Source organism: Vreelandella songnenensis, from assembly GCF_003002925.1.
GTDB classification, from domain to species: domain Bacteria; phylum Pseudomonadota; class Gammaproteobacteria; order Pseudomonadales; family Halomonadaceae; genus Vreelandella; species Vreelandella songnenensis.
This window is the reverse complement of sequence record NZ_PVTK01000001.1, coordinates 878,395-904,417: the sequence shown is the minus strand read 5'-3', so window position 1 is coordinate 904,417 and position 26,023 is coordinate 878,395. Positions and strand designations below refer to the sequence as shown.

Annotated in this window: 19 protein-coding genes; 12 read left to right on the top strand and 7 right to left on the bottom strand. The window is 60.0% G+C overall.

Going from position 1 to position 26,023, the window contains the following annotated elements; all coding sequences use genetic code 11:
* Window positions 1-85 precede the first annotated feature (85 nt).
* From aceE to B0H98_RS03950, 6 genes are all read left to right on the top strand, one after another.
* Window positions 86-2,758 (top strand): pyruvate dehydrogenase (acetyl-transferring), homodimeric type, encoded by a 2,673-nt coding sequence (gene aceE, locus B0H98_RS03975; protein ID WP_106373746.1) that lies wholly within the window; start codon window positions 86-88, stop codon window positions 2,756-2,758.
* A 60-nt stretch (window positions 2,759-2,818) separates the two neighbouring features.
* Complete coding sequence (aceF, locus tag B0H98_RS03970) at window positions 2,819-4,870, top strand: pyruvate dehydrogenase complex dihydrolipoyllysine-residue acetyltransferase (RefSeq protein WP_106373745.1); 2,052 nt, start codon at window positions 2,819-2,821, stop codon at window positions 4,868-4,870.
* Window positions 4,871-5,122: 252 nt separating this feature from the next.
* Window positions 5,123-5,776 carry an adenylate kinase gene (gene adk / locus B0H98_RS03965; RefSeq protein ID WP_106373744.1) on the top strand — a complete coding sequence of 218 codons (654 nt, stop codon included), beginning with the start codon at window positions 5,123-5,125 and terminating at the stop codon, window positions 5,774-5,776.
* Window positions 5,777-5,881: 105 nt separating this feature from the next.
* Entirely contained in the window at window positions 5,882-6,580 is a 699-nt protein-coding gene (gene tsaB, locus B0H98_RS03960) for a tRNA (adenosine(37)-N6)-threonylcarbamoyltransferase complex dimerization subunit type 1 TsaB (RefSeq protein ID WP_106373743.1), read from the top strand.
* A complete protein-coding gene (locus tag B0H98_RS03955; protein WP_106373742.1) occupies window positions 6,577-7,284 on the top strand; it encodes a class I SAM-dependent methyltransferase in 708 nt (235 codons plus the stop codon). Before tsaB ends, B0H98_RS03955 begins: the two co-directional genes overlap by 4 nt.
* Window positions 7,285-7,327: 43 nt before the next feature.
* A complete protein-coding gene (locus tag B0H98_RS03950; RefSeq protein ID WP_106373741.1) occupies window positions 7,328-8,455 on the top strand; it encodes a phospholipase D-like domain-containing protein in 1,128 nt (375 codons plus the stop codon).
* Between the two features lie 27 nt (window positions 8,456-8,482).
* Here B0H98_RS03950 and B0H98_RS03945 read toward each other — a convergent pair whose 3' ends face one another.
* Window positions 8,483-9,148 carry a YecA/YgfB family protein gene (locus B0H98_RS03945; RefSeq protein ID WP_106373740.1) on the bottom strand — a complete coding sequence of 222 codons (666 nt, stop codon included), beginning with the start codon at window positions 9,146-9,148 and terminating at the stop codon, window positions 8,483-8,485.
* An 87-nt stretch (window positions 9,149-9,235) separates the two neighbouring features.
* Here B0H98_RS03945 and B0H98_RS03940 point away from each other — a divergent pair, with 87 nt between their 5' ends.
* The 3 genes from B0H98_RS03940 to B0H98_RS03930 all read left to right on the top strand — a co-directional run bounded on the left by B0H98_RS03940 (window position 9,236) and on the right by B0H98_RS03930 (window position 12,832).
* Complete coding sequence (locus B0H98_RS03940) at window positions 9,236-9,784, top strand: SprT family zinc-dependent metalloprotease (RefSeq protein ID WP_244182955.1); 549 nt, start codon at window positions 9,236-9,238, stop codon at window positions 9,782-9,784.
* A 166-nt stretch (window positions 9,785-9,950) separates the two neighbouring features.
* Window positions 9,951-11,900 (top strand): acetate--CoA ligase, encoded by a 1,950-nt coding sequence (acs, locus tag B0H98_RS03935; RefSeq protein WP_106373738.1) that lies wholly within the window; start codon window positions 9,951-9,953, stop codon window positions 11,898-11,900.
* A gap of 269 nt (window positions 11,901-12,169) precedes the next feature.
* Window positions 12,170-12,832: a LuxR C-terminal-related transcriptional regulator gene (locus tag B0H98_RS03930; RefSeq protein ID WP_106373737.1), complete on the top strand. Its 663-nt coding sequence runs from the start codon at window positions 12,170-12,172 to the stop codon at window positions 12,830-12,832.
* 109 nt (window positions 12,833-12,941) lie between these two features.
* On the opposite strand, the gene B0H98_RS03925 is transcribed toward B0H98_RS03930, so the two are convergent.
* The 4 genes from B0H98_RS03925 to B0H98_RS03910 all read right to left on the bottom strand — a co-directional run bounded on the left by B0H98_RS03925 (window position 12,942) and on the right by B0H98_RS03910 (window position 19,625).
* Entirely contained in the window at window positions 12,942-16,877 is a 3,936-nt protein-coding gene (locus B0H98_RS03925; protein ID WP_106373736.1) for a hybrid sensor histidine kinase/response regulator, read from the bottom strand.
* An 87-nt stretch (window positions 16,878-16,964) separates the two neighbouring features.
* On the bottom strand, window positions 16,965-17,486 hold the full coding sequence (locus tag B0H98_RS03920) for a hypothetical protein (RefSeq protein WP_106373735.1): 522 nt from the start codon (window positions 17,484-17,486) through the stop codon (window positions 16,965-16,967).
* A 90-nt stretch (window positions 17,487-17,576) separates the two neighbouring features.
* Window positions 17,577-19,358, bottom strand: coding sequence for a sodium:solute symporter family protein (locus B0H98_RS03915; RefSeq protein ID WP_106373734.1), 1,782 nt, complete (start codon window positions 19,356-19,358; stop codon window positions 17,577-17,579).
* Between the two features lie 6 nt (window positions 19,359-19,364).
* A complete protein-coding gene (locus B0H98_RS03910) occupies window positions 19,365-19,625 on the bottom strand; it encodes a DUF4212 domain-containing protein (RefSeq protein WP_106373733.1) in 261 nt (86 codons plus the stop codon).
* 641 nt (window positions 19,626-20,266) lie between these two features.
* Here B0H98_RS03910 and B0H98_RS03905 point away from each other — a divergent pair.
* The 3 genes from B0H98_RS03905 to ttcA all read left to right on the top strand — a co-directional run bounded on the left by B0H98_RS03905 (window position 20,267) and on the right by ttcA (window position 23,739).
* Entirely contained in the window at window positions 20,267-22,081 is a 1,815-nt protein-coding gene (locus tag B0H98_RS03905) for a DUF294 nucleotidyltransferase-like domain-containing protein (RefSeq protein WP_106373732.1), read from the top strand.
* Window positions 22,078-22,728 (top strand): 3'-5' exonuclease family protein, encoded by a 651-nt coding sequence (locus B0H98_RS03900; protein WP_106373731.1) that lies wholly within the window; start codon window positions 22,078-22,080, stop codon window positions 22,726-22,728. Before B0H98_RS03905 ends, B0H98_RS03900 begins: the two co-directional genes overlap by 4 nt.
* A gap of 99 nt (window positions 22,729-22,827) precedes the next feature.
* A complete protein-coding gene (gene ttcA, locus B0H98_RS03895; protein WP_106373730.1) occupies window positions 22,828-23,739 on the top strand; it encodes a tRNA 2-thiocytidine(32) synthetase TtcA in 912 nt (303 codons plus the stop codon).
* On the opposite strand, the gene fnr is transcribed toward ttcA, so the two are convergent.
* Both fnr and hemN read right to left on the bottom strand, forming a co-directional pair.
* Window positions 23,726-24,478, bottom strand: coding sequence for a fumarate/nitrate reduction transcriptional regulator Fnr (gene fnr / locus B0H98_RS03890; protein WP_106373729.1), 753 nt, complete (start codon window positions 24,476-24,478; stop codon window positions 23,726-23,728). The genes ttcA and fnr overlap by 14 nt on opposite strands.
* A gap of 50 nt (window positions 24,479-24,528) precedes the next feature.
* On the bottom strand, window positions 24,529-25,956 hold the full coding sequence (gene hemN, locus B0H98_RS03885) for an oxygen-independent coproporphyrinogen III oxidase (protein ID WP_106373728.1): 1,428 nt from the start codon (window positions 25,954-25,956) through the stop codon (window positions 24,529-24,531).
* Between the last annotated feature and the right edge of the window lie 67 nt (window positions 25,957-26,023).

Below are 26,023 nucleotides of genomic sequence, written 5' to 3'. Positions count from 1 at the left end.
CGGTGGCCACCAATCACCGCAGCCGCCCCAGGCCCATACGGGTTGGCGGGGCTCATGTCATTTATCGTCATTCGGAGAGACCTCTATGAGTCTGGAGACAAGAGAAGATCTCGATCCGGTCGAAACCACGGAGTGGCTGGAATCCCTGGAATCGGTTCTGGATCGTGAGGGCGAAGATCGCGCCCGCTACCTGATGACCCGCCTGGCGGATCGCTTGCGCCGGGACGGGATGAAGGTGCCCTTCTCGGTGACAACCCCGCACCGCAATACGATTCCGCTTCATCGTGAAGCGCCGATGCCTGGCGACCTGTTCATGGAGCGGCGTATCCGCTCGCTGATCCGCTACAACGCGATCGCCCAGGTCATTCGTAACAACCGGGCAAACCCCGGGCTTGGCGGCCACATTGCCAGCTTCATGTCGTCGGCGACGCTTTACGATGTGGGCTTCAACCATTTCTTCCGCGCGGCGAAAGACGACTTCGCGGGCGACCTGGTCTACATCCAGGGGCACGTTGCGCCGGGTATCTACGCGCGCTCCTTCCTGGAAGGCCGTCTGTCTGAAGAGCAGATGGACAAGTTCCGTCAGGAAGTGGATGGCGACGGCCTGTCGTCCTACCCGCACCCCTGGCTGATGCCGGATTACTGGCAGTTCCCGACCGTCTCCATGGGCCTTGGCCCGATCCAGGCGATCTATCAAGCGCACGTGATGAAGTACCTGCATCACCGCGAAATGAAGGACATGTACGACCGCAAGATCTGGTGCTTCATGGGCGACGGCGAGTGCGACGAGCCGGAATCCCTGGGCGCCATTTCGCTGGCCGGCCGTGAAAACCTGGATAACCTGATCTTCGTCATCAACTGCAACCTGCAGCGTCTCGACGGCCCGGTACGGGGTAACTCCCGCGTCATGGACGAGTTCGAAGGCGTGTTCCGCGGTGCTGGCTGGAACGTCATCAAGGTCGTCTGGGGTCGTCACTGGGACCCGCTGTTCGAGAAGGACAAGAAAGGCTTCCTGCAAAAACGCATGGACGAAGCGGTCGACGGCGAGTACCAGAACTACAAGGCCAACGGCGGCGCCTACACGCGTGAGCACTTCTTCGGCAAGTATCCTGAAACCGAAGAGATGGTCAAAGAGCTTTCCGATGAAGATATCTGGAAACTCAACCGCGGCGGCCACGACCCCTTCAAGGTGTACGCGGCGTATCACGAAGCGGTGAATACCCAAAACGGCAAGCCCACGGTCATCCTGGCGCATACCGTCAAAGGTTACGGCATGGGCAGCGGCGACGGCGAAGCGGCCAACGAAGCGCACCAGGTCAAGAGCATGGAGTACGAAGCGCTGAAGAAATTCCGCGACCGCTTCGGCATTCCGCTCACCGACGAACAGCTCAAGGAAGTGCCGTACTACAAGCCGGAAGACGATTCGCCCGAGCTCAAGTACATGCACCTTCAGCGCGAGCGGCTGAACGGCTACCTGCCGAGCCGCAAGAGCGACTTCGAAGCGCTGGAAATCCCCTCACTCGAAGACAAGACGTTTGCCTCTCAGATGGGTGGCTCCAAGGGTCGTGAAGTCTCTACCACCATGTCCTTCGTGCGCGTGCTGAACGGTCTTGTCAAGGACAAGAAACTTGGCAAGCAGGTAGTGCCGATCATCCCTGATGAAGCGCGTACCTTCGGTATGGAAGGCATGTTCCGTCAGCTGGGTATCTATACCGCTGAAGGCCAGAAGTACGAGCCGATGGATAAGGGCCAGATCATGTACTACCGCGAGGACCAGAAAGGTCAGGTCCTCGAAGAAGGTATTACTGAAGCTGGCGCAATGTCGGCGTGGATTGCCGCGGCGACCTCCTACAGCAACAACCACGTCACGCTGCTGCCGTTTTACATCTACTACTCGATGTTCGGCTTCCAGCGTATTGGCGATCTGGCCTGGGCCGCAGGCGATCTGCAGGCGCGTGGCTTCATGGTCGGCGGTACTGCCGGGCGCACCACGCTGAACGGCGAAGGTCTGCAGCACCAGGATGGTCACAGCCTGATCCAGGCGTCCACCATTCCCAACTGCCGCAGCTACGACCCGACCTACGCTCACGAAGTGGCGGTCATCGTTCAGGATGGTCTGAAGCGCATGTTCACTGATAAAGAGAACTGCTTCTACTACCTGACCGTGATGAACGAGAACTACGAGCATCCGGAGCTTGAGAACGTGCCGGTCGACGATATCGTCAAGGGCATGTACCTGCTGCGTGAAACCCAAGGCGACAAGGGTCGCGTTCAGCTGATGGGCTCTGGCACCATTCTGCGCGAAGTGGAAGCCGCCGCCGAGCTGCTGGAAAAAGAGTGGGGCATTGGCGCCGACATCTGGAGCGTTACAAGTTTCAACGAGCTGCGCCGTGAAGCGCTGCTGCTCGAGCGTGAAGCCTTCCTGAATCCGGACGCCGAGGCCAACAAGCCTCACGTGACCAAGTGTCTGGAAGGCCGCGATGGCCCGGTCATCGCCTCGACGGATTACATGAAGCTCTACGCCGATCAGGTGCGTGCATGGGTGCCGGGCGACTACACCGTGCTGGGTACCGACGGTTTCGGCCGTTCAGATACGCGTGAGAAGCTGCGCCACTTCTTCGAAGTGGACCGCTACTTCGTGACCGTGGCGGCCCTGCGTGCGCTTGCAGACCGTGGCGATATCGACCGCAAGCTCGTTGGCGAAGCCCTCAAGAAGTACAGCATTGACGCTAACAAGCCCAATCCGCTGATCAGCTAAACCGCTGCCCGGCGGGTCAAGTGACCCGCCGGCTCGATCCGATTTGAAAGGAGCGCGACCTTGAGTAGCGAAATCATCAAAGTGCCCGACATCGGCGGTAGCGAAGGTGTCGAAATCATCGAGATCGCGGTGTCGGAAGGCGACGTCATTGCAGCGGAAGACACCCTGATCACGCTGGAATCCGATAAGGCCAGCATGGATATTCCTGCCCCGAAAGGCGGCAAGGTCATCAAAGTGCTGGTGAAGGAAGGCGATACCGTCTCCGAAGGCGACGATATCGTTGAGCTGGAAGCCGAAGGCGGCGGCGATGCCGAGGAAGAGGACGAAAAGCAGGCGTCCGAACCCGAGCAGAAAGAAGCCCCGAAAGCGGAAGAAAAATCCGCGACCGAGCAGAAAAGTGCCAAGAAATCCGGCGGTGGCAAGCAGACCGTGGACATCAAGGTGCCGGACCTGGGCGGCTCGGACAACGTTGAAATCATCGAAGTCGCCGTTGGCGAAGGCGATGAAGTCAGCGCTGAAGACACGCTGATCACCCTTGAGTCCGATAAGGCCTCCATGGATGTGCCGAGCCCCTATAGCGGTAAGATCGTCGCGTTTACGGTAAAAGAAGGCGATACGGTTTCCGAGGGCGACGTTATCGGCCAGATGGAAGTCGAGGGTGAAGGCGGTGATGCTGCTGAAGACAGCGCCGCCGACGACGCCCCCGCTGAGCAAGCGCAAGGCACATCTAGCGACGAGTCTGATGTCGAGAGCGATGAAAGCGAAGACGAGGCGGTCAGCGGCGAGCCCGAGCGCAAGGAAATTCGTGTTCCGGATATCTCCGGTTCCACCGATGTACCGATCATCGAGATTGGCGTTGCCGTCGGCGATGAGATCAACGAAGAAGATTCGCTGATCACGCTCGAGTCCGACAAGGCCTCCATGGACGTGCCGAGCCCCTATAAAGGCAAGCTCGTCGAGCTGAGCGTCAAGGAAGGCGACACCGTCTCTGAAGGCGACCTGATCGGCTATATCGAAGTAGCCGGTGCGAAGAAATCGGCTTCCAAGCCGGCGCCGAAGAAAGACGCTTCTCAAAAGGCCCCTGCGAAAGCGGCGGACAAGAGCGCGGCCAAGCAGGAGAAGCCTGCAAGCGGCGGTACGCCAAGCCCTGAAGCGCAGATGGCTGCCCACAAGCCGCGTGACGGCAAGCTGGTACACGCGGGCCCGGCCGTGCGTATGCTGGCCCGTGAGCTGGGTGTCGACCTTGGCCTGGTGAAGCCAAGCGGGCCCAAGGAGCGCGTGCTCAAAGAGGACGTGCAGGCCTACGTGAAGCAGGTAATGGCCAATCAGGGAGCTGCTCAAGCCTCTGGTGGTGCTGCCACCGCGACAGCGGGCGCCGGTATTCCGCCGATTCCGGAAGTCGACTTCAGCCAGTTTGGTGAAGTGGAAGAGAAGCCGATGGGCCGTCTGCTCAAGATGGGGGCGACCAATCTGCATCGCAGCTGGCTCAACGTGCCGCACGTTACCCAGTTCGACGAAGCGGACATCACCGAGCTTGAGAACTTCCGCAAGTCGATGAAGGCCGAAGCTGAAGCCCAGGGCGCCAAGCTCACACCGCTGCCGTTTCTGGTCAAGGCCTGTGCCTTTGCACTGCGCAAGTTCCCGCAGTTCAATGTCAGCCTCAAGGGCGATGGCGAAACGCTGGTATGGAAGAACTATGTCCATATCGGTATCGCCGTGGATACGCCGGATGGCCTGATGGTGCCGGTCCTGCGCGATGCCGACAAGAAGTCCTTGATCGAAATCGCCAAGGACATGGCAGAGCTTGGCAAGAAGGCGCAAACCAAGAAGCTCAAGCGTGAAGAGATGACCGGTGGCTGTTTCACCATTTCGAGCCTGGGCTCGATTGGCGGCACTGCCTTTACGCCGATCGTCAACGCGCCGGAAGTGGCCATTCTGGGTGTTTCCAAGGCGCAGATGAAGCCGGTCTGGGATGGCAGCGCCTTCCAGCCGCGGCTGATGATGCCTTTGTCGCTCTCCTATGACCACCGAGCCATCAACGGTGCCGATGCGGCACGCTTTACGGCCTTTTTGGCCGATGTACTGACCGATATTCGTCGTCTGTTGCTGTAACGCGGCGTATGCCGGGTACGTAACAAGCAAGCGGTAAGGTCTAACGCGCGGCGCCCCCTAGTGGGCGCCGCGTGCGTTTAGGCAGTCGAAAGGGTGACGAAAGTACAAGGCTTGCGTCATTTGGCTGTTTTATTTAAAAAAATTTCACAAAAAAGGGTATCTCAGGCTTTTGGGGAGTTGTGCCGCCTGAGTGGCGCGGTTATTGTCGGTTAATTCATTGTGTCGCATATTTTTCATTCAAGGAGCAGTGCCATGCGTTTAATCCTGTTGGGTGCCCCCGGCGCGGGGAAGGGGACTCAGGCTCAATATATCTGCGAGCAGTTCAAGATTCCCCAGATTTCCACCGGGGACATGCTGCGCGCGGCGATTAAAGACGGCACCGAGCTGGGGCTTAAGGTAAAAGAGATCATGAACACCGGTGGGCTGGTATCCGACGAGATCATCATTGATCTGGTCAAGGAGCGCATAAGCCAGCCGGATTGTGAAAACGGCTTCTTGTTTGACGGTTTTCCGCGCACCATTCCTCAGGCAGATGCCATGAAGGAAGGCGGCGTGAAGATTGATCACGTGCTGGAAATTGCGGTACCTGACGAGGAGATCGTCAACCGTCTGGCAGGCCGTCGCGTCCACCCGGCCTCTGGGCGTGTTTACCATATCGACCACAATCCGCCCAAGGAGCCGGGCAAGGATGACGTGACCGGTGAACAGCTGATTCAGCGTGAGGATGACCAGGAGTCTACCGTGCGCAATCGCCTTTCGGTCTATCACGACCAGACCGCACCGCTGGTGGATTACTACCAGCAGTGGGCGGAAAGCGACCCCGAAGCCGCACCGCAGTACCACCGGGTAGAAGGCGTCGGCAGCGTGGCCGATATTACTCGTCAGGTGAAAGAAGCCCTGAACTGAGGCCTTGCGGTAGTGCTCCCCGATGGCCCGCCTGGTGCGGGCCATCGTCGTCTGGGAGCGCTGAAGGTATAATGGCCGGATACTTATCACGAGTGCTGAATTGCTATGTCGTTACACCTTCTGGCGTTAGACGCCTCCTCCAGCGCCTGTTCGGTGGCGCTGCTACGTCAGGATGGCGAAACCCACGAGTGCCTGGTGCGCCACGAGATGACGCCGCGCGCCCATACCCGGCGGCTGATGCCCATGATGGATGAGCTGCTGGCGGAGGCCGGGATCACGCCGACACATCTTGATGCGGTGGCCTTCGGGCAGGGGCCGGGGTCGTTTACCGGGCTGCGCATTGCCGCCGGGGCCGCCCAGGGGCTGGCCTTCGGGCTCGACCGCCCGCTGCTCGGGGTATCGACCCTCAAGGCGCTGGCGCTTCAGGCGCACCGGCGTTTTCACTTTCGCTATGTGGTCACCGCCCTCGATGCACGCATGGGCGAGATCTACGCCGCGACCTGGCACTGCCTGAACGATAGCGTGAGCCTTGAACGCGATGAAGCCGTACTGGCGCCCGAAGCGTTTCATCTGCCGGAAGATGAAACCGACTGGGTGGGCGTCGGCGCAGGCTTTACCCTCTGGGAGCGCTTTGCCCCTACCGTGCAGGTACGCATGTCCCAGCATCTGGTCGATATGGAGCCCCGCGCTGAAGAGATGGCCTGGCTTGGCGCTGATGATTTCGCCGCCGGGTTAGGCAAGCCGGCCCACCAGGCGCAGCCGGTTTACCTGCGCAATAACGTGGCCTGGAAAAAGCCGGCATGAACGTGCCGCACGCCGCTGAACTGCCCGAAGGACTCACGCTGGTACGCCAGGACGGGCGCCTGGTGCTGGCCGGGGATGAAAAGCGTTACGGCAAGCCGCTGAGCGTCGACTTTGCCGAAGGCAAGGCCGCCCACCGGCGCCAGTTCGGCGGCGGACGCGGGCAGCTGGTGGCCAAGGCCTGCGGGCTTGCCAAGGGCGTGACGCCAAGCGTGGTGGATGCCACTGCCGGGCTTGGCCGGGACGCCTTCGTGCTGGCAAGTCTGGGCGCCCGGGTACTGCTGATCGAGCGGGTCGAGGCGATTGCCGCGCTTTTGGAAGATGGCCTGGCGCGGGCCGCGCGTGAAAGCGAGATTGCCGAGATCATCGCCCGCATGACGCTGCGCCAGGGTGATTCCGCCAAGAGGCTTGGCGCGTTGATTGAAGACGCCGCGTTCAGTCCCGAGGTCATCCATCTGGACCCGATGTTTCCCCATCGGGAGAAGTCGGCGCTGGTCAAGAAGGAGATGCGCCTGTTTCGTGAGCTGGCCGGCAGCGACGATGACGCGCCCCGTTTGCTTGAAGCGGCGCTGGATATCGCCACGCACCGGGTTGTGGTCAAGCGCCCGCGCAAGGCGCCACCCGTTGCAGGGCCTGCGCCGCAGCACGTGCTGGAAGGCAAGACCAGCCGCTACGACCTCTATGTTAAAAAGTCGCTGCACCGTTAGGGCAGGGCGGATTGCCAAGGATAGTGCAAAGGAGCAGGTCTGTATGAAGTATCAGCCGCTGACGTGGCGTGAGGGCAATCACTTTACCCTGCTGCCCGAAGTGTCGCGTTTTCTACCCGCCATGTTCGAAGCCATCGAGCATGCCCGCCACTACGTACTGGTCGAGCTTTACCTGATGGAGTCGGGGGAGTTTGCCGACCAGCTGATCGAGTCACTTTCAAGCGCTGCCGGTCGCGGCATCAGCGTCTATCTGCTGCTCGATGGCTACGGCGCCCGCGGGCTTGCCAGAGCCGACCGTGACCGATTGACGGATGCTGGCGTGGCGCTGCGCTTTTTCAATCCTCTGGGGCTTCACTCGCTGGCGCGTAACCTGAGCCGTGATCATCGCAAGATCATGGTGGTCGATGGCAGCATTGCCTTTACCGGCGGGTTCGGGGCGGTCGATGAGTTCCTGGAAGCCTGGTACGAAATTGCCGTGCGTATCGAAGGCCCGGTCGTGGCTGACTGGGAAATGCTTTTTCGCAGGCTGTGGCGCTCGCGCCTGACCCGGGCCGACGACAGGCGCGCGGCCGAACCGCTGCCCAAGCAGCGCAAGGCCCAGGCGCTTGAGGACGGCAAAGCCGGGCGTGCCATGCAGGGTCGCGGGTATCGCTACCAGGCCATCCGGCGCTCGCTGTATCAGCAGGTAGGCGGTGTGCAGGAGCGCTTGTGGCTGTGCACGCCTTACTTCGTGCCTACCTTTACCCTGCGCCGACGCCTGGTGCGTGCGGCAAGGCGAGGTGTGGATGTTCGCCTGTTACTGCCGGGCGCCAAGCATGACCACCCTGGCGTGCGCTATGCCGGGCAGCGTTTTTACCAGGCCATGCTCAAGGCGGGAGTGCGTATTTATGAATTCCAGCCGACGTTCATTCACGCCAAGTTCGTGCTGGCGGATGACTGGGTGAGCATCGGCTCGTGCAATTTCGATCACTGGAATCTGCACTGGAATCTCGAAGCCAACCAAGAAGCCATTGACCCGGCGCTTGCAAGCGACGTGCAGGCGCTGTTTGAACGTAACTTTGCGGCCAGCAAGGAAGTGCTGGCCGAGGAGTGGGCAGAACGCTCCTGGACACAGCGCGCCTTCGAGTGGCTATTCGGCACGCTGGACGCTATCGTTACCCGGCTCAAATAGCGCCTCAAGCTTGTGTTCCGGGCATGATCAGCGGCGCTTGCCGCCCTTGGAGGGAGTCTTCTTGCGCGGCTTGGGTTTCGGGGTTTCCGGCGGTACGCGGTAGTGCAGGTACAGATCCAGCACCAACTCCGGCAGCTGTACTACCAGCGCTTCCTGGCGTGCGGTGTCGCTGGCCATTTCAGCCATGTCGGGCTCGTCATCAAATAGCCCGGAGAGCAGCATGAAAGGCAGCAGCAGCGTGGCCGCGGCCTCCTCGTCATCCTGGAACCAGGCGCTCTCATCGCTGAAGACGCCTTCCATGAAGCCCGCGCACCAATCACCAATCGGCGTCTCTTCGGCGGGCAGGCCGTCAAGGGTCAGCTCGAAGGGCAGTTCCGGCAGGCCGCCCTGCTCCAGCACCGCAACGGCGTTATCGCGCAGCAGCGTCAGTAGGGTGATGATCTCGTCGCGCTCGGCATCGTCGGCGTAGCGCGGCTCGCCCTGGAACAGCTCAGCGAGCCACTGCGTAGGGGGCACTTCGCTGGGCGCGACGGCAAGCGCTACCAGAAAGCCGTGAGCCGAGATCAGATCCAGCGCATCTTCGTCTACCTGCTCCGAGTCGAGGAAGTCATCCAGCCGGTCAAGCTGCTCATCGGTCAGCAGCGGCTGCGGAGGGGCGGTTTCGGACGCGGCGTCATTGGGGCGCTCTGCCATGGCAAGCCTCGTGGGTTGTTCGGTTGATGAATCGCAATTGTCTGGCGTTGATTGATGACCAGTTTATCACTAATAGAGGAATCCCCCATGGGCGTATCGCCACTGCCGCCCTGGCTAGAGGGCGGTCTGGACGCACTTTCCACTGATGCCCTGCACGAGGCCGCCTTGAGGCGCGTTGACGAAGCGTGGCGGCGCTGCCTGGAGGTCCACCCGACGCTTCCGCGCCCTGGCGTGTGGTTTGATCTGAGAGGTGCTTCCGCCGGGCAGGCACACATGGGCCGAGGCGGGCTGCGCTTCAACCCTATTCTGCTGAGTGATAATCGCGCCGCTTTCTTCGATGACGTCATCCCCCACGAGATGGCTCACTGGCTGGTCTTTCATCTGGACGATGCGCGCCGTTTCAAGCCCCATGGACGCGAATGGCAGACCGTGATGTGTGAGCTGTTCGGCCTTCCACCCCGGGTGACGCACCGCTTCGATGTGCAAAAGGCCCAGCCGGCGCCTTACCGCTACCGGTGCGGCTGCCGCACCCATGCATTGACACCCAGACGCCACGCCTGGGTGTTGAAAGGGCGCCGCTATCGCTGCCGTCACTGCCAGCAGCGTCTGGTCCATACGCCGCATGCGCCAGGATAATCGCTATAGGTTGCTGTTTTTAAATTAAAAATTGCTAATACCAATGTCTAAGGGGAAGGCGCCTTAGGGAGGTTTATGCTAGGGGAACAATTAGTGGTGTCGGCGCAGCCCGTGCGCATATCGACTACATTCCTATAAAAGTGCATTTCCACGGACAGAGGCAACTATGAGCGAACATCAAAACGTCTACCCGGTGCGCGATGCCATCGCCGCCAATGCCTGGGCCGATAAAGACACGTTCACGGCCATGTACCAGCAGTCCAAGGATGATCCGGAAGGTTTCTGGGCAGAGCAGTCCAAGCGCCTGGACTGGATCAAGGCGCCGACCAAGATCAAGAACACCTCTTTCAAACGCGACAATGTGGATATCCGCTGGTTCGAGGATGGCGTGCTCAACGTCAGCGCCAACTGTCTGGATCGCCACCTGGAAAAGCGTGGCGATCAGACCGCGATCATCTGGGAAGGCGACAACCCGGACGAGTCCAAGCATATTACCTACCGCGAGCTGCACACGCGTACCTGCCAGCTGGCCAATGCGCTGAAATCCCTGGGTATCGAGAAAGGCGATACCGTCACGCTGTACATGCCGATGATTCCGGAAGCCGCCATGGCCATGCTCGCCTGCGCGCGGATCGGCGCGGTGCACTCGGTGGTGTTTGGCGGCTTCTCGCCGGACGCTGTGGCCCAGCGCATCATCGGCGCAGATTCCAAGCTGATCATTACCGCCGATGAGTCGGTGCGCGGTGGCAAGCAGGTGCCGCTCAAGGAGAACGTCGATTCAGCCCTGACCCGTGACGGCACCGACGTCTGCAAGAACGTGCTGGTAGTGAAGCGTACCGGCGGCGATATCGACTGGCATGAGGGCCGCGATCTCTGGTTCGATGAGCTGGTGGATAAAGCGTCTGCCGAGTGCGCCGCCGAACCGATGGGCGCTGAAGACCCGCTGTTCATTCTCTATACTTCCGGCTCGACCGGCGCGCCCAAGGGCTTGAAACACACCACCGGCGGCTACCTGACCTACGCCGCCATGACCCACCAGTACGTGTTCGACTATCAGGATGGCGAGGTCTACTGGTGCAGCGCCGATGTTGGCTGGGTCACCGGGCACAGCTATATCGTCTACGGGCCGCTTGCCAATGGCGCCACCACGCTGATGTTCGAAGGCGTGCCGAGCTACCCGACCCATGGCCGCCTGGGTGAAATCGTCGACAAGCACAAGGTCAACATCCTGTATACCGCACCCACCGCCGTGCGGGCGCTGATGGCTCACGGCGACAGCGTGATGGACACAAGCTCGCGGGACAGCCTGCGCCTGCTCGGTTCGGTAGGGGAGCCCATCAATCCGGAAGCCTGGGAGTGGTTCTACCGCGTGATCGGCAACCAGAACTGCCCTATCGTGGATACCTGGTGGCAGACCGAAACCGGCGGCATCATGATTTCGCCGCTGCCCGGCGCCACCGCCCTCAAGCCGGGTTCTGCCACGCTGCCGTTCTTTGGTGTGCAGCCGGCGCTTGTAGATAACGAAGGCCATCAGCTTGAGGGTGCCGCGGAAGGCAACCTGGTGATTCTGGACTCCTGGCCTGGCCAGGCGCGCTCGATCTGGGGCGATCACGAGCGCTTCGTGCAGACCTACTTCTCCACCTACGACGGCATGTACTTTACCGGTGACGGCTGCCGCCGTGACGAGGACGGCTACTACTGGATCACCGGCCGCGTGGACGATGTGCTCAACGTTTCGGGCCACCGCATGGGCACGGCTGAAATCGAGTCGTCGCTGGTGGCGCACTCGGCGGTTGCCGAGGCGGCGGTGGTGGGTTTCCCGCACGATATCAAGGGGCAGGGTATCTATATCTATGTCACCCTGAACGACGGCGTCGACCCGACCGACGAGCTCAAGAAAGAGCTTTCACTGTGGGTACGCAAGGATATCGGTCCAATTGCCTCGCCGGATGTCATCCAGTGGGCGCCGGGGCTGCCGAAAACCCGCTCGGGCAAGATCATGCGGCGTATTTTACGTAAAATTGCCGCGAATGAATGTGATGGCCTGGGCGATACGAGTACACTGGCAGACCCCTCGGTGGTTGACGATTTGATTGAGCATCGCGCCAATCAGTAGTAGCTTAACATTCAGCGAGCTTAGCCTGGCTAAGCCACCTGTCTTGATAAGCGCCCACCAGTCAGGGCGTAGATAGCAGCATACTGCGCTTACGCGTTGTAGTGCCGGCCACGGGGCCGGCACTGTTGCGTTTAAACGGGTGATATAACGACGACCAATGTGCATGGGATATTTGGGCTTGAATAAGCCCATGGGGTACCATGTGACCGTATGAGCCTAGCGTCGCGGCGGCCGGTAATACCGCTGCACGAGGAACCGGAGGAATATCCATGGCAGTAGCCCATAAGTTTATCGTCGCAGACGACCATCCGCTGTTTCGCGCAGCGCTTACCCAGGCGTTACGCCAGCTGGCCCCACAGGCTGAGATTGTCGAAGCTGATACCATGGAAGCCACAACGGATGTGGTCAATCGTCATCCCGATGCCGATTTGATCCTGCTGGATTTGCACATGCCGGGCGCGCACGGCTTCTCCGGACTGATTCAACTGCGCGGCCAGATGCCGGATATTCCGGTGGCCGTGGTATCGGGCAGCGACGAACCTTACGTTGTTCGCCGGGCGATTGATTACGGCGCCTCGGGCTTCATTCCCAAATCCTCCTCGCTGCAACTGATTGCCGAAGCGGTAGGCGAAATCCTGCAGGGTGAAGTCTGGCTGCCTGAAGCACTGGCCAACGTGCTTGAAGAGACCAGCGAGGAAGAGTCGCGCTTTGCCGAAGCGATTGCTTCATTGACGCCGCAGCAGTTCCGCGTGCTCAACATGCTCACTGAAGGCCTTCTGAACAAGCAGATCGCCTACGAGCTCAACGTCTCGGAGGCCACCATCAAGGCGCACGTGACGGCGATCCTGCGCAAGCTTGGCGTGCATTCGCGCACTCAGGCAGTGATTGCCGCACAGAAACTGGAAGTCGATCCGCCCAAAGTCGAATCCTGAGCATCTTCTCCGGTTCAAAAAAACCTCGCTTGCGACGCCGCAAGCGAGGTTTTTTGTGTGCCTGATACGGGCTATAGAAAGCCGTTATCTGGGGCTCACTTTTCTTCGATCAGCTTTTGGCGCGGCTGGCCTGCAGCGTGCGGGTTAGAAGCGCCCGCAGGGCGGCGGGCTTGACCGGTTTGAGCAGCAGTTGGTAGCCCGCACGCTTGATCAGCTCGGCCACTTCCTCGGTGCGGTCGGCGGTAATCACAATGCCCGGTACCGCATCGGTCAGGCGCTCGCTGAGCGCTTCCAGCGCCATCAGGCCGGTGACTTCGTTGTCCAGGTGGTAGTCGGCCAGAATCGCATCCGGGTCGCCGTCCATGTTGCGCAGAATCGATTTGGCCCCGCCGATGCTTGTGGCCGTGAACACCTCGCAGCCCCAGCCGCTGAGCATGGCGGTCATGCCTTCCAGAATCAGCGTCTCGTTATCGATACACACGATGCGCGCCCCGGCAAGCTTGTTGCCGCTGCGCTTGCTGGTCGGCTCTTCGGTTGTGCTGATTTCTCGGGGTGCGACGATAGGCACGCTGACAGAGAACACCGTGCCCATGCCCTCCCAGGAGCGCACCTTGATGGGGTGATCGAGCACTCGGCTCATGCGGTCGGCAATCGAGAGCCCAAGGCCCAGGCCCTTTTCGCTCTCCTTGTGCCGCGATACCTGATCCAGACGGCGGAATTCCTGGAAGATTTCCGTCAGCTTGGACGCCGGAATGCCGGGGCCGCTGTCCCACACTTCAATTATCAGGCGCTGGCCTTGGCGGCGGCAGCCCAGCAGTACGCGGCCGTGCTGGGTGTAGCGAATGGCGTTGGACAGGAAGTTCTGCACGATCCGGCGCAGCATCTGCGGGTCGGAATCCACCCACTGCTGGGTCGGTACCACCATGAAGTCCAGGCCCCGGTTATCGGCCATGACCTCGAACTCGGCGCGCAGCGGGCGGAAGATATCCGCCAGCGCAAAGTGGCTGCGCCGGGGCGTAAGCGCGCCGGCATCCAGCTTGGAGATATCCAGGAGCGTGCCCAGAAGCTCTTCGGCCGCCTGCAGCGAGTTGTCGATATGGCCGATGGTGCGCTGAGTATCCGGAGCGGTAACGTTCTGCATCAGCGCCGAGGTGAAGAGCCTGGCGGCATTGAGCGGCTGCAGCAGGTCGTGGCTAGCCGCGGCCAGAAAGCGGGTCTTGGAGGCGTTGGCGTCTTCGGCTAGCTGCTTGGCCTGTCGCAAGGCTTGCTCGGCCTCGGCGCGCACACGGTTCTCCTGGCGCAGTGCGGCGTTGGCTTCGGAAAGCGCCTGGGTGCGCTCGCGCACGCGCTCCTCGAGCGTTTCGTTGGTCTCTTTCAAGGCAATCTCTGCCCGGCGCCGCTCGGTAATATCCTGATAGAGCGCGAAGAAGCCCAGAATCGACTGGCTGTCGCCAAAGTGGGGCGTGTAGGTGACCAGCATGTAGCGCATGGCGTCGTTGACACGCATGGACACCTCGAAGCTGACCCGCTCGCCGGAAAGCGCCAGATCGACCCAGGGGGCACGCTCTTCGGACTGCTTCAACGACAGCACGTCTTCATAGCGGCGGCCAATGACCGCATTGCGGTCGATACCGAACGCCTGCTCGTAGGCGCGGTTGGTGAACAGGTAGCGGCACTCTTTATCGAAGTAGGCGATCAGTGCGGGCACGTTATCGGTGTAGATACGGATATTGTTTTCCGAGCGGATCAGCGCTTCTTCGATACGCTTTTGCTGGGTAATATCCTGATAGGTATACACAAATCCACCGCCGGGCATGGGGTTGCCCTGGACTTCCAGCACACTGCCATCCTGGCGGTAGCGCACGTAGCGGTGGGGCTGGCCGTCGCGGATGTTGTCCAGCAGCAGCTGGACGTGCTCTTCCGGGTCGCCGGGGCCATACTCGCCGTTATGGGCGTTGTAGCGAAAGATACGATCGATCGGCGCGCCCACTCGAATCAGGTGGTCGGGAAAACGAAACAGCTCCAGATAGCGCTGGTTCCAGACCACCAGACGCAGGTTCTGGTCTACCACGCTGATGCCCTGGTTGATGTTCTCGATGGTGGCCTGCAACAGTGCACGGTTGAACTCCAGCACCTGAGAGGCTTCATCGACGATCGAGATCACATCCGATATGCCGATCCCGCGCCCCTGAAGCGCCGAGTTCACCACGATGCGCGCCGATGAGGCGCCCAGCACTGAAGCCAGAAAGCGCTCGGTAAACTGGATGACATCGATTGATGCTCGCGTACCGTTATCCAGCGGCTTGCCCGCGCGGCGGGCGTAATCCTCGAACGCCCGGTCGACCTGGCCGGCGCCCAGAAAGCGTTCGCACAGTACCTTCAAATCGCCCACCGTGGTGGCGCCGGTCCAGGGGCGGTTGACCGAGGTCTGGCGGGTTTCCACACTGTCCACGAACAGCGAGGCCTGAATACGCTCGACCACGCGCTGGGAGGTCATCTGAGAAATGAAGATATAGCAGAACAGGTTGACCCCGAGCGACAGCATCACGCCGTTGGTGAAGCTGTCGCCCAGATGCAGGCCAAACAGTGCCGTGGGTGAGAGCCAGGTCACACCCAGCGGCCCGCCGACAAGCCACGCAGCGGGCAGGACGCCGGCATTGATCATTGCCGGCATCAGCAGGCTGTAGGCCCAGATGGCAAAGCCTGCGTTCATGCCCACAATGACGCCCAGCCGGTTGCCGCGTTTCCAGTAAAGCCCGCCAATCAGGGCGGGCGCGAACTGCGCCGCCGCGGCAAAGGAAAGCATGCCGATGGAGGCAAGCGAGGTGAACTCGGCAATCAGCCGATAGAAGCCGTAGGCCATGGTCAGGACCACGGCGATGGTGATACGCCGGGCGCGCAGTACCAGGCGGCCGTAGTCGCGCGCCTTGGTATCAAACCAGCGCAGCCGGAAAAGCGCTGGAATCACGATTTCGTTGGAGATCATGATCGAGACCGCCACGGCCGCGACAATCACCATACCGGTGGCGGCGGAAAAACCGCCGATGAAGGTCAAGAGCGTCAGCCACTGCTGACCGGACTGCATGGAGAGCGCCAGTACGTAAGTGTCCGGCTCCACACCGCTCTCGGAAAAGAGCAGCAGCCCGGCGGCGGCCAACGGTACCACGAAGAAGGCAATGGCCAGCAGGTAGAGCGGGAATAGCCAGCGCGCCTTGGTGGCGTCGCCCGGGTGGATGTTTTCCACCACGGCGACGTGAAATTGGCGGGGCAGGCACAGAATCGCCAGCATGGCGAGCAGGGTCTGGGCCCAGAAGCTCTGACCAAAATCCTGATTGGCGAGTTGGCGCTGAAGTTCCAGCTGGCTCTCGGCATGTCCCATCAGCTCGCCCAGGCCATCGAACATGCCCCAGGTGACGAACGCGCCAAGCACCAAGAAGGCCAGCAGCTTGACGACGGACTCGAAGGCCACGGCGTGTATCAGGCCCTCGTGGTGCTCGGTAGCGTCGGTATGCCGGGTGCCAAACAGAATCGCAAACACCGCCATGACGATTGCCACGTAGAAGGCGGTGTCGCCAAACAGTGGGGCGCCGGAGGTATTCTCATCGGTGAGCACGCTGAAGGTGGTCGAGACGGCTTTGAGCTGCAAGGCGATATAGGGTAGCGTGCCGACCAGAGCCACCAGGCTTGCAAACGCCGCCAGTGACTGGGTCTTGCCGTAGCGCGAGGCGATGAAATCGGCAATCGAGGTCACGTTCTGGTGCTTGGCCACGCGAATCATCTTGGCCAGCACCGGCCAGAACAGCAGAAACGTCAGGATCGGGCCGACGAAGATACTGGCAAACGACCACCCGGCGGTGGCCGCCTGGCCCACCGCGCCGTAAAAGGTCCAGGAGGTGCAGTAGATGGCCAGTGCCAGGCTATAGATGATGGGGCGGCGGCGGCTGGCGCCGTGGGTGCGCGCACGGCGGTCACCGTACCAGGCAATGCCGAACAGCACCGCGATATAGAGTAGAGATACCGCGACCAGCAGCCCACCGTGAAACATGCCTATTTCCCCAGCCAACGATTATTGGCGCCCGCCAAGGCGCGTGCAGTCCCCCATTCTAGGCGAAGAGCGCCGCGTGCGTCTCGCTCAAGCGTTGGAGAGTCCGCATACCGTGGTCAGCAGAGGCGAGGTTTCGCGCAATCGGCGCAGCTCGCCGATTTCGGCTTCACCGCCGATGCCTTCAAGCGGCACCAGCTCGCGGCTTGCACAGTTCAGCACGTAAGGCTGCATGATGAGGATATCGGTATGATGACGCTCGAACTGGTACAAGATGAATTCCACTACCGGCGTGCCTTCGATGTCACGCGCCACGATATTGTCGCGGTCTACCACGCTGAACTTGGTGGTCATGGGAAACGCAAAGGTCCAGGGGCGCCACACGGCGGTAGACGTATCGCTTGATATCACCATGGCCGTCTCGGGCAGCTGTGCCTTTTTGTGCTCGAACCACGAATACTCTACCTGGATCTGGTAGCCCAGCATGCCCAGCCCGCCAAACACCGGCACGATCCACTTGGGCAGTCGTTTGCCGCTGAGCGTGCGCAGCAACAGGCCAATCCCGGCGCCGGCAAGACCGGCGAAGACGGCGGCAATCAGGTGCCATATCATACATTTCCCTTCTGAAAGTCATCGGGCCTCCCAGAGGAGGCCCGATGGTCACTTTTGATCCCAGCGCCAAGCGTCAGGAGTGATTATGGCTTAGTGATTGATGGCTGTACCAGCACCTTTTGGATAGCGAACGCTCTCCACCAGCTCGCGGATTTCCTGCGGCGGCTTGGCCGTGACGCTGGATACCGCGAAGGCCACGATAAAGTTGATCATCGCACCGACTGCACCGAAGGAGAGCGGCGAAATACCCAGGATCCAGTTATCCGGCGTGTTGGCCAGCGTGTTGGTGCCAGGGATGAAGAACCAGCCAAGGTAGGTGAAGATGTACAGCAGCGTGCAGATAAGGCCTGACAGCATGCCGGCAATCGCCCCCACGTTGTTCATGCGGGTCGAGAAGATACCCATCATGAGCGCCGGGAACAGCGAGGCACCGGCAATACCGAAGGCAAGCGCCACGGTTTGTGCCGCAAACCCGGGAGGATTCAAGCCCAGGTACGTGGCCAGCAGGATTGCCCCGCCCATGGAGATACGCGCTGCGAGCATTTCGCCTTTCTCGGAAATGTTCGGGTTGATCATCGTCTTGATCAAGTCGTGGCTGATGGCCGAGGAGATGGCCAGCAGCAGACCCGCCGCGGTTGAAAGGGCAGCGGCAATACCGCCTGCGGCAATCAGGCCGATAACCCAACCTGGAAGGTTGGCAATTTCCGGGTTCGCGAGTACCAGGATGTCGTTGTTGACCGTCAGCTCGTTGCCTTCCCAACCGCGATCAGCGTAGTCAGCAGCATCATTGTAGAACTGGATGCGGCCGTCGTTGTTCAGGTCGTTGAAGGTGATCAGGCCGGTATCTTCCCAGGTGCGGAACCAGTCTGGGCGCTCCTCGTACAGGATGGGGGTCTGAGCAGCCTCTTCGTAGTTCTCCACCTGGCCTGCCATTTCCGGATAGACCGTGGTCATCAGGTTAAGGCGTGCCATGGAGCCCACCGCCGGTGCGGTCAGGTAGAGCAGGGCGATGAACACCAGCGCCCAGCCGGCTGACCAGCGTGCGTCGGATACTTTAGGCACGGTGAAAAAGCGGATGATAACGTGAGGAAGACCGGCGGTACCCACCATCAGCGAGAGCGTGAACAGCACCATGTTGAGCTTGTTGTCCACATCGGCGGTGTAGTCCTGGAAGCCCAGCGCGCTGACCACGTCATCGAGTTTCTGCAGCAGCGGAATGCCGGATTCGGTGTGCGTGCTGAACATGCCGAACATGGGGATCGGATTGCCGGTGAGCTGGAAGGCGATAAATACGGCGGGAATCGTGTAGGCCACGATCAATACGATGTACTGAGCCACCTGAGTGTAAGTGATCCCTTTCATGCCGCCGAACACTGCGTACAGGAACACGATCAGCGCGGCAAGCCAGATACCCCAGGTATTGCTGACTTCCAGAAAGCGCGAGAAGGCAACGCCCGCACCGGTCATCTGGCCGATAACGTAAGTGACCGAGGCAATGATCAGACACACGATGGCAACAAAGCGTGCGGTGTTGCTGTAAAAGCGGTCGCCGATAAAGTCCGGTACGGTGAACTTGCCGAACTTGCGCAGGTAAGGCGCCAACAGCATTGCCAGAATAACGAAGCCGCCGGTCCAGCCCATCAGGAAGGTAGAGTTGGCATAGCCGCCGGAGGCGAGCAGACCCGCCATGGAAATGAACGAAGCCGCGGACATCCAGTCAGCGGCCGTGGCCATCCCGTTGGTAATCGGATGAACGCCGCCCCCCGCAACGTAGAAGTCCTTGGTGGACCCCGCTCGCGCCCAGATCGCAATGCCGATATACAGGGCAAAGGAGGCGCCAACGAACAGTAGGTTGATTGCAAATTGGCTCATGCTGGCTTACTCCCCAAGGCCAAATTTTTGATCGAGCTTATTCATTCTCCAGGCGTAGAAGAAGATCAGCACGATGAAGGTAAGAATGGAGCCTTGCTGAGCAAACCAGAAGCCCAGGTCTGTTCCCCCCACTGGAATGCTCGCCAGAAGAGGGCGAAACAGGATCGCACACCCATAAGAGACGAAGGCCCATACCACCAGGCATCCGAAAATTAAGCGAACGTTGGCTTTCCAGTATTCAGCAGCATTGGATTTGTCGTCTGCCATTGTGTTGCTCTCCACTTGTGTTTTTAAGGTTTGGAAAGTTCACCAGGAGTAGCATTTGGCATGTCAGGGTAACCGCACGCCAAAAAACCACTTAGCTCTTAGTTATCGATTATTTTGGGTTTCCGCTTGGTTGAATGATCACTTTTAATATCAGGGAAAGTTTGCGCGTCCCCTATGTGATTTTCCTGAATCATACCGTGTTAATACTGGACAATAATAGCTAAAAAATAATCCCAGACTTTGGTATCACGAATCGTGCAAGCGTATGGAAGGTTTTAATCCTTCTGTAATAAAAGAGGTTTTTCGTTTTCCATAGGGTGGGCGACAGTCACTTGAACCATGGTCTAGGGTTTGGTTAAGCGATATTGTTTGCTACTTTGAATAAAGTGAGGAATATACATATATAAAGTCAATAAACCACGACTTTAGTCGTTAATCCAAACGTAGTGTCGACGTTGGCAGCATATCCCAAAGTATGGGTGGTCAAGGCTAACAAGCGAATTAGTGAGTCTTCTGGTTAAGCATTTCGTTTCTGCTTCATCTTGGCATAAGTTTTATTAAGCATGGTCAGTTGCCTGACATCGCCAGGCAGAGTGATTTTCCATTTAACAATAACAAGCGACCTAACGGATGTTTGCCCCATGGTTGATGTCGATCTGTCCCAGCTGCCGTTTACGTTGCTCGATGACGAAGGGCGCGACCATGTTCGCCGCAGCATGGACCTGGCCTATTTCGAGCGCGACAGCATCATCCTGGAAACGGGGGAAAAGGGGGAGCATGTATTTCTGGTGCACAAGGGCGACGTGGCTGAGATTGACCCCACGCTGCCCGCCGCCAGCGCCCGGCTGGGTCACTACACCGCCGGAGATCTGTTCGGGGCCATCAGCATCTTGAATGGCAAGAGCCGCTACCGCTTTCAGGCCGAACAGGAGTGCCTTTGCTACCTCTTGCCGCGTGCGCTGTTTCTCCAGCTGTGCCGTCAGTATCCGCCGTTCGAGCAGTTTTTCCGTCAATCGCTGGCGCACAAGGCGCGCTTGTTGACCGAAAAGCGTGCCGAGGGGGGCGTCACCATGGCGGGCTTCATGCTGGCAAGCGTGGGCGAGTGCATGCGTGAACCCCTGCTGATGGATGCCCAGGGCAGCATTGCCGACGCCGTCAGAAAGCTCAACGACAGCCACGCCGACAGCCTTCTGGTCGAAACCCGGGGCAAGCTTGGCATGGTTACCAAGACCGACCTGCTCAATGGCCTGGTGGTTGAAGGTTTTACTCAGGAAACGCCGGTCGATCAGGTCGCACACTTTTCCCTGGTCACGGTGACGCCTGTCCAATACCTCTTTGAGGCCCTGGTGCTGATGACTCGGCACAAGGTGACGCGCGTGGTGGTCATGGAGCAGGCCAGTTTGAAAGGTGTGGTCGAACTCACCGATGTGCTGAGCTACTTCTCCAGCCGAAGCTATGTGGTCAGCCTGCAGGTAGAGCAGGCCAATGACCTGGATACCCTGGCGGTTGCCAGCCAGCGCACGCCGGAGCTGGTTCGGGCGCTGATGGCACAAGGGGTCAAGCTGCGTTTTGCCATGGATCTGCTGGCCGCGCTCAATGGCCGCATCATGAACAAGGCGTGGGAGTTTACCGTCAATGAGACGCATCACTCGCACAGCTGCCTGATGGTGATGGGCAGCGAAGGGCGCGGCGAGCAGATTCTGAAAACCGATCAGGACAACGGGCTGATTCTTGACGATGACGCGCCGTGGCCTGATGTGTCAGGCGACATGCAGCGCCTCACGGATACGCTGATACGCCTGGGCTATCCGCCGTGCCCAGGCAACATCATGGTGTCCAACCCGCAGTGGGTGGCAAGCGTCAGCCAGTGGAAAAACAGTATCATCCAGTGGGCCAGCGTGCGTGATGGCGACAGCCTCATGAAGCTTGCCATCCTGCTGGACGCCCACGCCGTGGCGGGCAACCCGCGGCTGCTGGAAAGCGTCCGCGAAGCGCTGTTCGAGCACTGCGCCCGCGACGAGATACTGCTCTCCTACCTGGCCCGCACGGCGCTGCGCTTCTCTACGCCGCTCACCCTGTTTGGCTCGCTTAAAAAGCCTCAGCACGGCATCGATATCAAGAAGGGAGGCATTTTTCCCATCGTTCACGGCGTGCGCACCATGGCGCTTGAACGACGTATCGGCGTGACCTCGACGCTTGGCCGTCTGGAAGCGCTGGCCGATGACGGCCGCCTCGAGCGCCGTGTGGCCGACGACCTGGGTGAAGCACTTTCTCTTTTTACCGAACTGCGCCTCAAGCAGCAGTTGGGCAGCCAGGAGATCAACGATGCGCACTCCAATCGTGTCATCGTTCAGGAGCTTTCATCGCTTGAGCGCGATCTGCTGCGTGAATCGCTGCATATCGTGAAGGATTTCAAGCAGCATCTTTCCCACCGCTACCACCTAGAGTACTCATGAGCGGAATCGATAGATACGCCGCACTCCTGGGGCGCTCGCTGCGCCTGTTGTTCAAGCGCGAAAGGGATCGCCGCCGCTACGCCAACTCGCCCTATGCCTGGCTTTTTCAGCCCTACATGGGCGAGGAGCTCGTCGCTTTGGCCTGTCAGGTAACACCGGGGCCTGCGCCGGTGCTCAGCATCGCCGCGGTAGTGATGAATCAGCAGCACATTCAGTTGAGCCATGCATGGGTGGCGACCTTCGCCGACGCCGAGACCGCGTGTGGCAAGACCGTGCGCCGTCATCAAGAGCTTTATGATACCCAGACCACGTTACGCTTCAGCGCCCAGGCGCTGAAAGGGTTGGCGGAGTTCATCGGCAACCGACCATTGATCGGTTGGCAGCTGGAGCAGCAGCTGGCAATGCTCAACAGCGCCTTCAGAGTCCACCTGGGCTTCGGGCTGCCCAATGCTCAAGTGGATGTGGCGAGGCTGCATCAGCGCCAGCTACGCCGCCGGCATCCGCTGGTCGAGTCCTCCTGCCAGTTTCCCGAGGCACTGGCGTGCTGGCAGATTCCCACGATTGCCGCACGCGGGCTGCTTGGCAAGGCGGCCGCCAGCGCGCTTTTGTATATGCGCCTGCAGCGTGATATGGCCCAATCTGGTTAGTATCTTCCGCTTGAAGGGCGTGAGTTTGCCAGTTGGGTGAATGCAGGGAGTGTTGTTAGAATAGCCGCTGCTCCTTCTACCATTGGCAGTGCTTATACCATGCAACACATTGATCATTTTGACCCCGCCACGGCAACGGTTGCGCCAACGGCTGGCCCTGACAGCCAGCAGGACGCTGTTGATGCCAAACAAAAGCGTGAATTCAACAAGTTGCAAAAGCGGCTGCGGCGCGAAGTGGGTAACGCCATCATCGACTATCAGATGATCAATGAAGGCGACCGGGTCATGGTCTGCCTGTCCGGTGGTAAAGACAGCTACACGATGCTCGAGATTCTGCGCAATCTGCAGCGCAACGCGCCGGTGAATTTTTCCCTGGTAGCGGTCAACATGGATCAGAAACAGCCCGGTTTTCCCGAGCACGTGCTGCCGCGCTACCTGGACGCGCTGGGCGTGGAGTACCACATTCTGGAGCGCGATACCTACTCGGTGGTGAAAGAGAAGACCCCGGAAGGCAAGACCACCTGCGCGCTGTGTTCACGGTTACGGCGCGGCTCGCTCTACGGCTTTGCCGAAGAGATCGGCGCCAACAAGATTGCTCTTGGCCATCACCGCGAAGACATTCTGGAAACCATGTTCCTGAACATGTTCTTTGGCGGCACCCTGAAGGCAATGCCGCCCAAGCTGCTTTCCGACGACGGCAAGAACATCGTGATTCGCCCGCTGGCCTACTGCAAGGAAGCGGATATTGCCGAGTTTTCGCGGCTGATGGAGTTCCCGATCATCCCCTGCAACCTGTGTGGCTCGCAGCCCAACCTGCAGCGCCAGGTCGTCAAGGAGATGCTCGCCGAGTGGGACAAGAAACACCCAGGCCGCCTTGAAAGCATGTTCAAGGCGGTGACCAATGTCGCCCCTTCGCAGCTGGCCGACCGTGAGCTGTTTGACTTTGCAGGCCTTGAAGCCAAGCAGGCCGAGCTGATGAGTGGACGTATTCAGGCGTTTAACGTGAAGTGATCGTCTGATCGTCCTCTTCACTCAACGCCACAAGGCGTTGCATGTCGAGAATGTTGACCTCCCGGCCGGAAACGGCCACTACCTTCTGCTGCTGAAAACGGCTCAGAATGCGGCTGACCGTCTCGACGGCCAGCCCCAGATAGTTGCCGATATCCGCCCGCGCCATGGAGAGCCTGAAACTGTAGGGCGAGTAGCCGCGACGCCGAAAGCGCTCGGATAGCGTGAGTAAAAAGCTTGCCAGCCGCTGGTCGGCGGTCTTGCGCGAGAGTAGGCGCATCATGCGCCGGTCGTCGCGAAGCTCCTTGCTCATGCTGCGGTAGAGCTGGCCACGCAGCTCCGGCAACTCTTCTGAAAGCGTATCCAGCTGGTCGAACGGGATCTCGCAGATGGTCGTGGTTTCAAGCGCGATGACGCTGCCGGGGTAGTGCTCTTCGTCAATCCCGTCCAGGCCAACGAGCTCGCTGGGCAGAAAGAAGTTGGTCAACTGATCGTTGCCATTACCTTCGCTGGTGATCTGCTTCAGGCTACCCGAGCGCACCGCGTACACGCTGGTAAAACGATCACCCTGGCGAAACAGCGGCTCGCCTTTTTTCAACGGCGCCCGGCGGCGAATGATGGCATCGAACTGCCCCATGTCCTCCAGCTCCAGCGCGAGCGGCAGGCACAGCGAGCTCAGGCTGCAGGTCTGGCAGCGGGCTTCCTGAAGAAGCGATCGGCGTTGGCTTGCCGGTAGTGACATACATCTCTCCCTGTTCTTGTGCCCCAGTAAATATCAGTGCGTTCAGGGCGCTAGACAATGCGTGAATAGCGCGAACCCGACTGCCCAGGCAGATAGCCATCAAACGCCATGGCCAGATGGCGGATCAATAGCCGCCCCATGGGGGTGGTGCTTAGCGTATCACCCTGCCAGGTAATTAGCCCGTCCTGCTCGGCGGTGCGCAGTGTTGCCATTGCGCCGGCAAAATAGTCGGCCGCTTCAATGTTCCAGCGCTGGCTCACGGCGCCCAGATCAAGGTGCATATCGCACATCAACCGCTCGATGACGTCCGCTCGTATTAGATCATCCTTATTTAAACGCACCCCTTTTAGCGTGGCTAGTCGACCTTGATCCAAGGCGTCTTCATAGCTGCCGAGGCTTGACGGGTTCTGGGCATACACATCGTCGATGCGCGAGATGGCGGAAACCCCGAGGCCGATCAGATCGCACTGGGCGTGGCTCGAGTAACCCTGAAAGTTGCGCTGCAGAGTGCCGTTGGCCTGGGCAACCGCCAGACTGTCACCGGGTTTGGCGAAGTGATCCATGCCGATATGCACATAGCCCGCCGCCGTGAGCATCTCGATCGTGGTGCGCAGAATTGAAAGCTTCTCCTCGGCTCCTGGCAAATCGTCCTCCTTGATGCGCCGCTGGGGCTTGAAGCGTTCCGGCATATGCGCGTAGTTGAACACCGACAGGCGCGCCGGACTCAACTCGATCACCTGCGCCAGGGTGTCGGCGAAACTTCTTTCGGTCTGAAAGGGCAGGCCGTAGATAAGATCCAGGTTCAGCGAGCGAAAGCCCAGCCGGTGGGCTTCATCCATCAGCGTTTCGGTCAGCACACGGGGTTGATGACGATTGATCGCTTTCTGTACCTGTGGGCTCAAGTCCTGAACGCCCAGGCTCAAGCGGTTGAAGCCTAACGACTGCAGGTGACGCAGGGTAAAGACATCCGCCTCGCGCGGGTCGATTTCAATGGCGTAATCGCGGTCAGCATCGCTTGAAAGCCCGAACCGGGCGTCCAGGCGGTCGATCAGGTCGCCCATCTGTGAAAGCGAGAGAAAGGTTGGTGTACCGCCGCCCCAGTGCAGTTGCTTGACCGGGCGTGAGGTGTCCAGGTGGCGGGCCGTCAGCACCATTTCCCGGTCAAGTCGCGAAAGATAGGGCTCAGCCAGCGAGGTGTTCTTGGTGGCAATCTTGTTGCAGGCGCAGTAAAAGCAGATCTTGCGACAGAACGGCACGTGAACATACAGCGAGAGCGGGCGGCCGTACCGGTTGCTGCGCTCCAGCGCTTGAATGGTGTCATCCGCCGTGAAGCGTTCATGAAAGGCCAGCGCTGTGGGGTAAGAGGTATAGCGCGGGCCGCTCTTGTCGTAGCGGCGCAGCAGGGCGGCGTCCCAATGGGGAATCGGCTGGCTGGCACCCAGGGCAGATAGGGAGGCAACAGGGGCACGCACGGGCATGAGGAACGCCTCCGGTAGCTGATACGTTTAGAACTTGTTGCAAGACTAAACGAGCCGGTGCCCTGAA

Coding starts and splice junctions, on each gene's coding strand:
- aceE (WP_106373746.1), top strand. CDS start 86: ATGAGTCTGGAGACAAGAGAAGATCTCGATCCGGTCGAAACCACGGAG.
- adk (WP_106373744.1), top strand. CDS start 5,123: ATGCGTTTAATCCTGTTGGGTGCCCCCGGCGCGGGGAAGGGGACTCAG.
- tsaB (WP_106373743.1), top strand. CDS start 5,882: ATGTCGTTACACCTTCTGGCGTTAGACGCCTCCTCCAGCGCCTGTTCG.
- B0H98_RS03955 (WP_106373742.1), top strand. CDS start 6,577: ATGAACGTGCCGCACGCCGCTGAACTGCCCGAAGGACTCACGCTGGTA.
- B0H98_RS03950 (WP_106373741.1), top strand. CDS start 7,328: ATGAAGTATCAGCCGCTGACGTGGCGTGAGGGCAATCACTTTACCCTG.
- B0H98_RS03945 (WP_106373740.1), bottom strand. CDS start 9,148: ATGGCAGAGCGCCCCAATGACGCCGCGTCCGAAACCGCCCCTCCGCAG.
- B0H98_RS03940 (WP_244182955.1), top strand. CDS start 9,236: ATGGGCGTATCGCCACTGCCGCCCTGGCTAGAGGGCGGTCTGGACGCA.
- acs (WP_106373738.1), top strand. CDS start 9,951: ATGAGCGAACATCAAAACGTCTACCCGGTGCGCGATGCCATCGCCGCC.
- B0H98_RS03930 (WP_106373737.1), top strand. CDS start 12,170: ATGGCAGTAGCCCATAAGTTTATCGTCGCAGACGACCATCCGCTGTTT.
- B0H98_RS03925 (WP_106373736.1), bottom strand. CDS start 16,877: ATGTTTCACGGTGGGCTGCTGGTCGCGGTATCTCTACTCTATATCGCG.
- B0H98_RS03920 (WP_106373735.1), bottom strand. CDS start 17,486: ATGATATGGCACCTGATTGCCGCCGTCTTCGCCGGTCTTGCCGGCGCC.
- B0H98_RS03915 (WP_106373734.1), bottom strand. CDS start 19,358: ATGAGCCAATTTGCAATCAACCTACTGTTCGTTGGCGCCTCCTTTGCC.
- B0H98_RS03910 (WP_106373733.1), bottom strand. CDS start 19,625: ATGGCAGACGACAAATCCAATGCTGCTGAATACTGGAAAGCCAACGTT.
- B0H98_RS03905 (WP_106373732.1), top strand. CDS start 20,267: ATGGTTGATGTCGATCTGTCCCAGCTGCCGTTTACGTTGCTCGATGAC.
- B0H98_RS03900 (WP_106373731.1), top strand. CDS start 22,078: ATGAGCGGAATCGATAGATACGCCGCACTCCTGGGGCGCTCGCTGCGC.
- ttcA (WP_106373730.1), top strand. CDS start 22,828: ATGCAACACATTGATCATTTTGACCCCGCCACGGCAACGGTTGCGCCA.
- fnr (WP_106373729.1), bottom strand. CDS start 24,478: ATGTCACTACCGGCAAGCCAACGCCGATCGCTTCTTCAGGAAGCCCGC.
- hemN (WP_106373728.1), bottom strand. CDS start 25,956: ATGCCCGTGCGTGCCCCTGTTGCCTCCCTATCTGCCCTGGGTGCCAGC.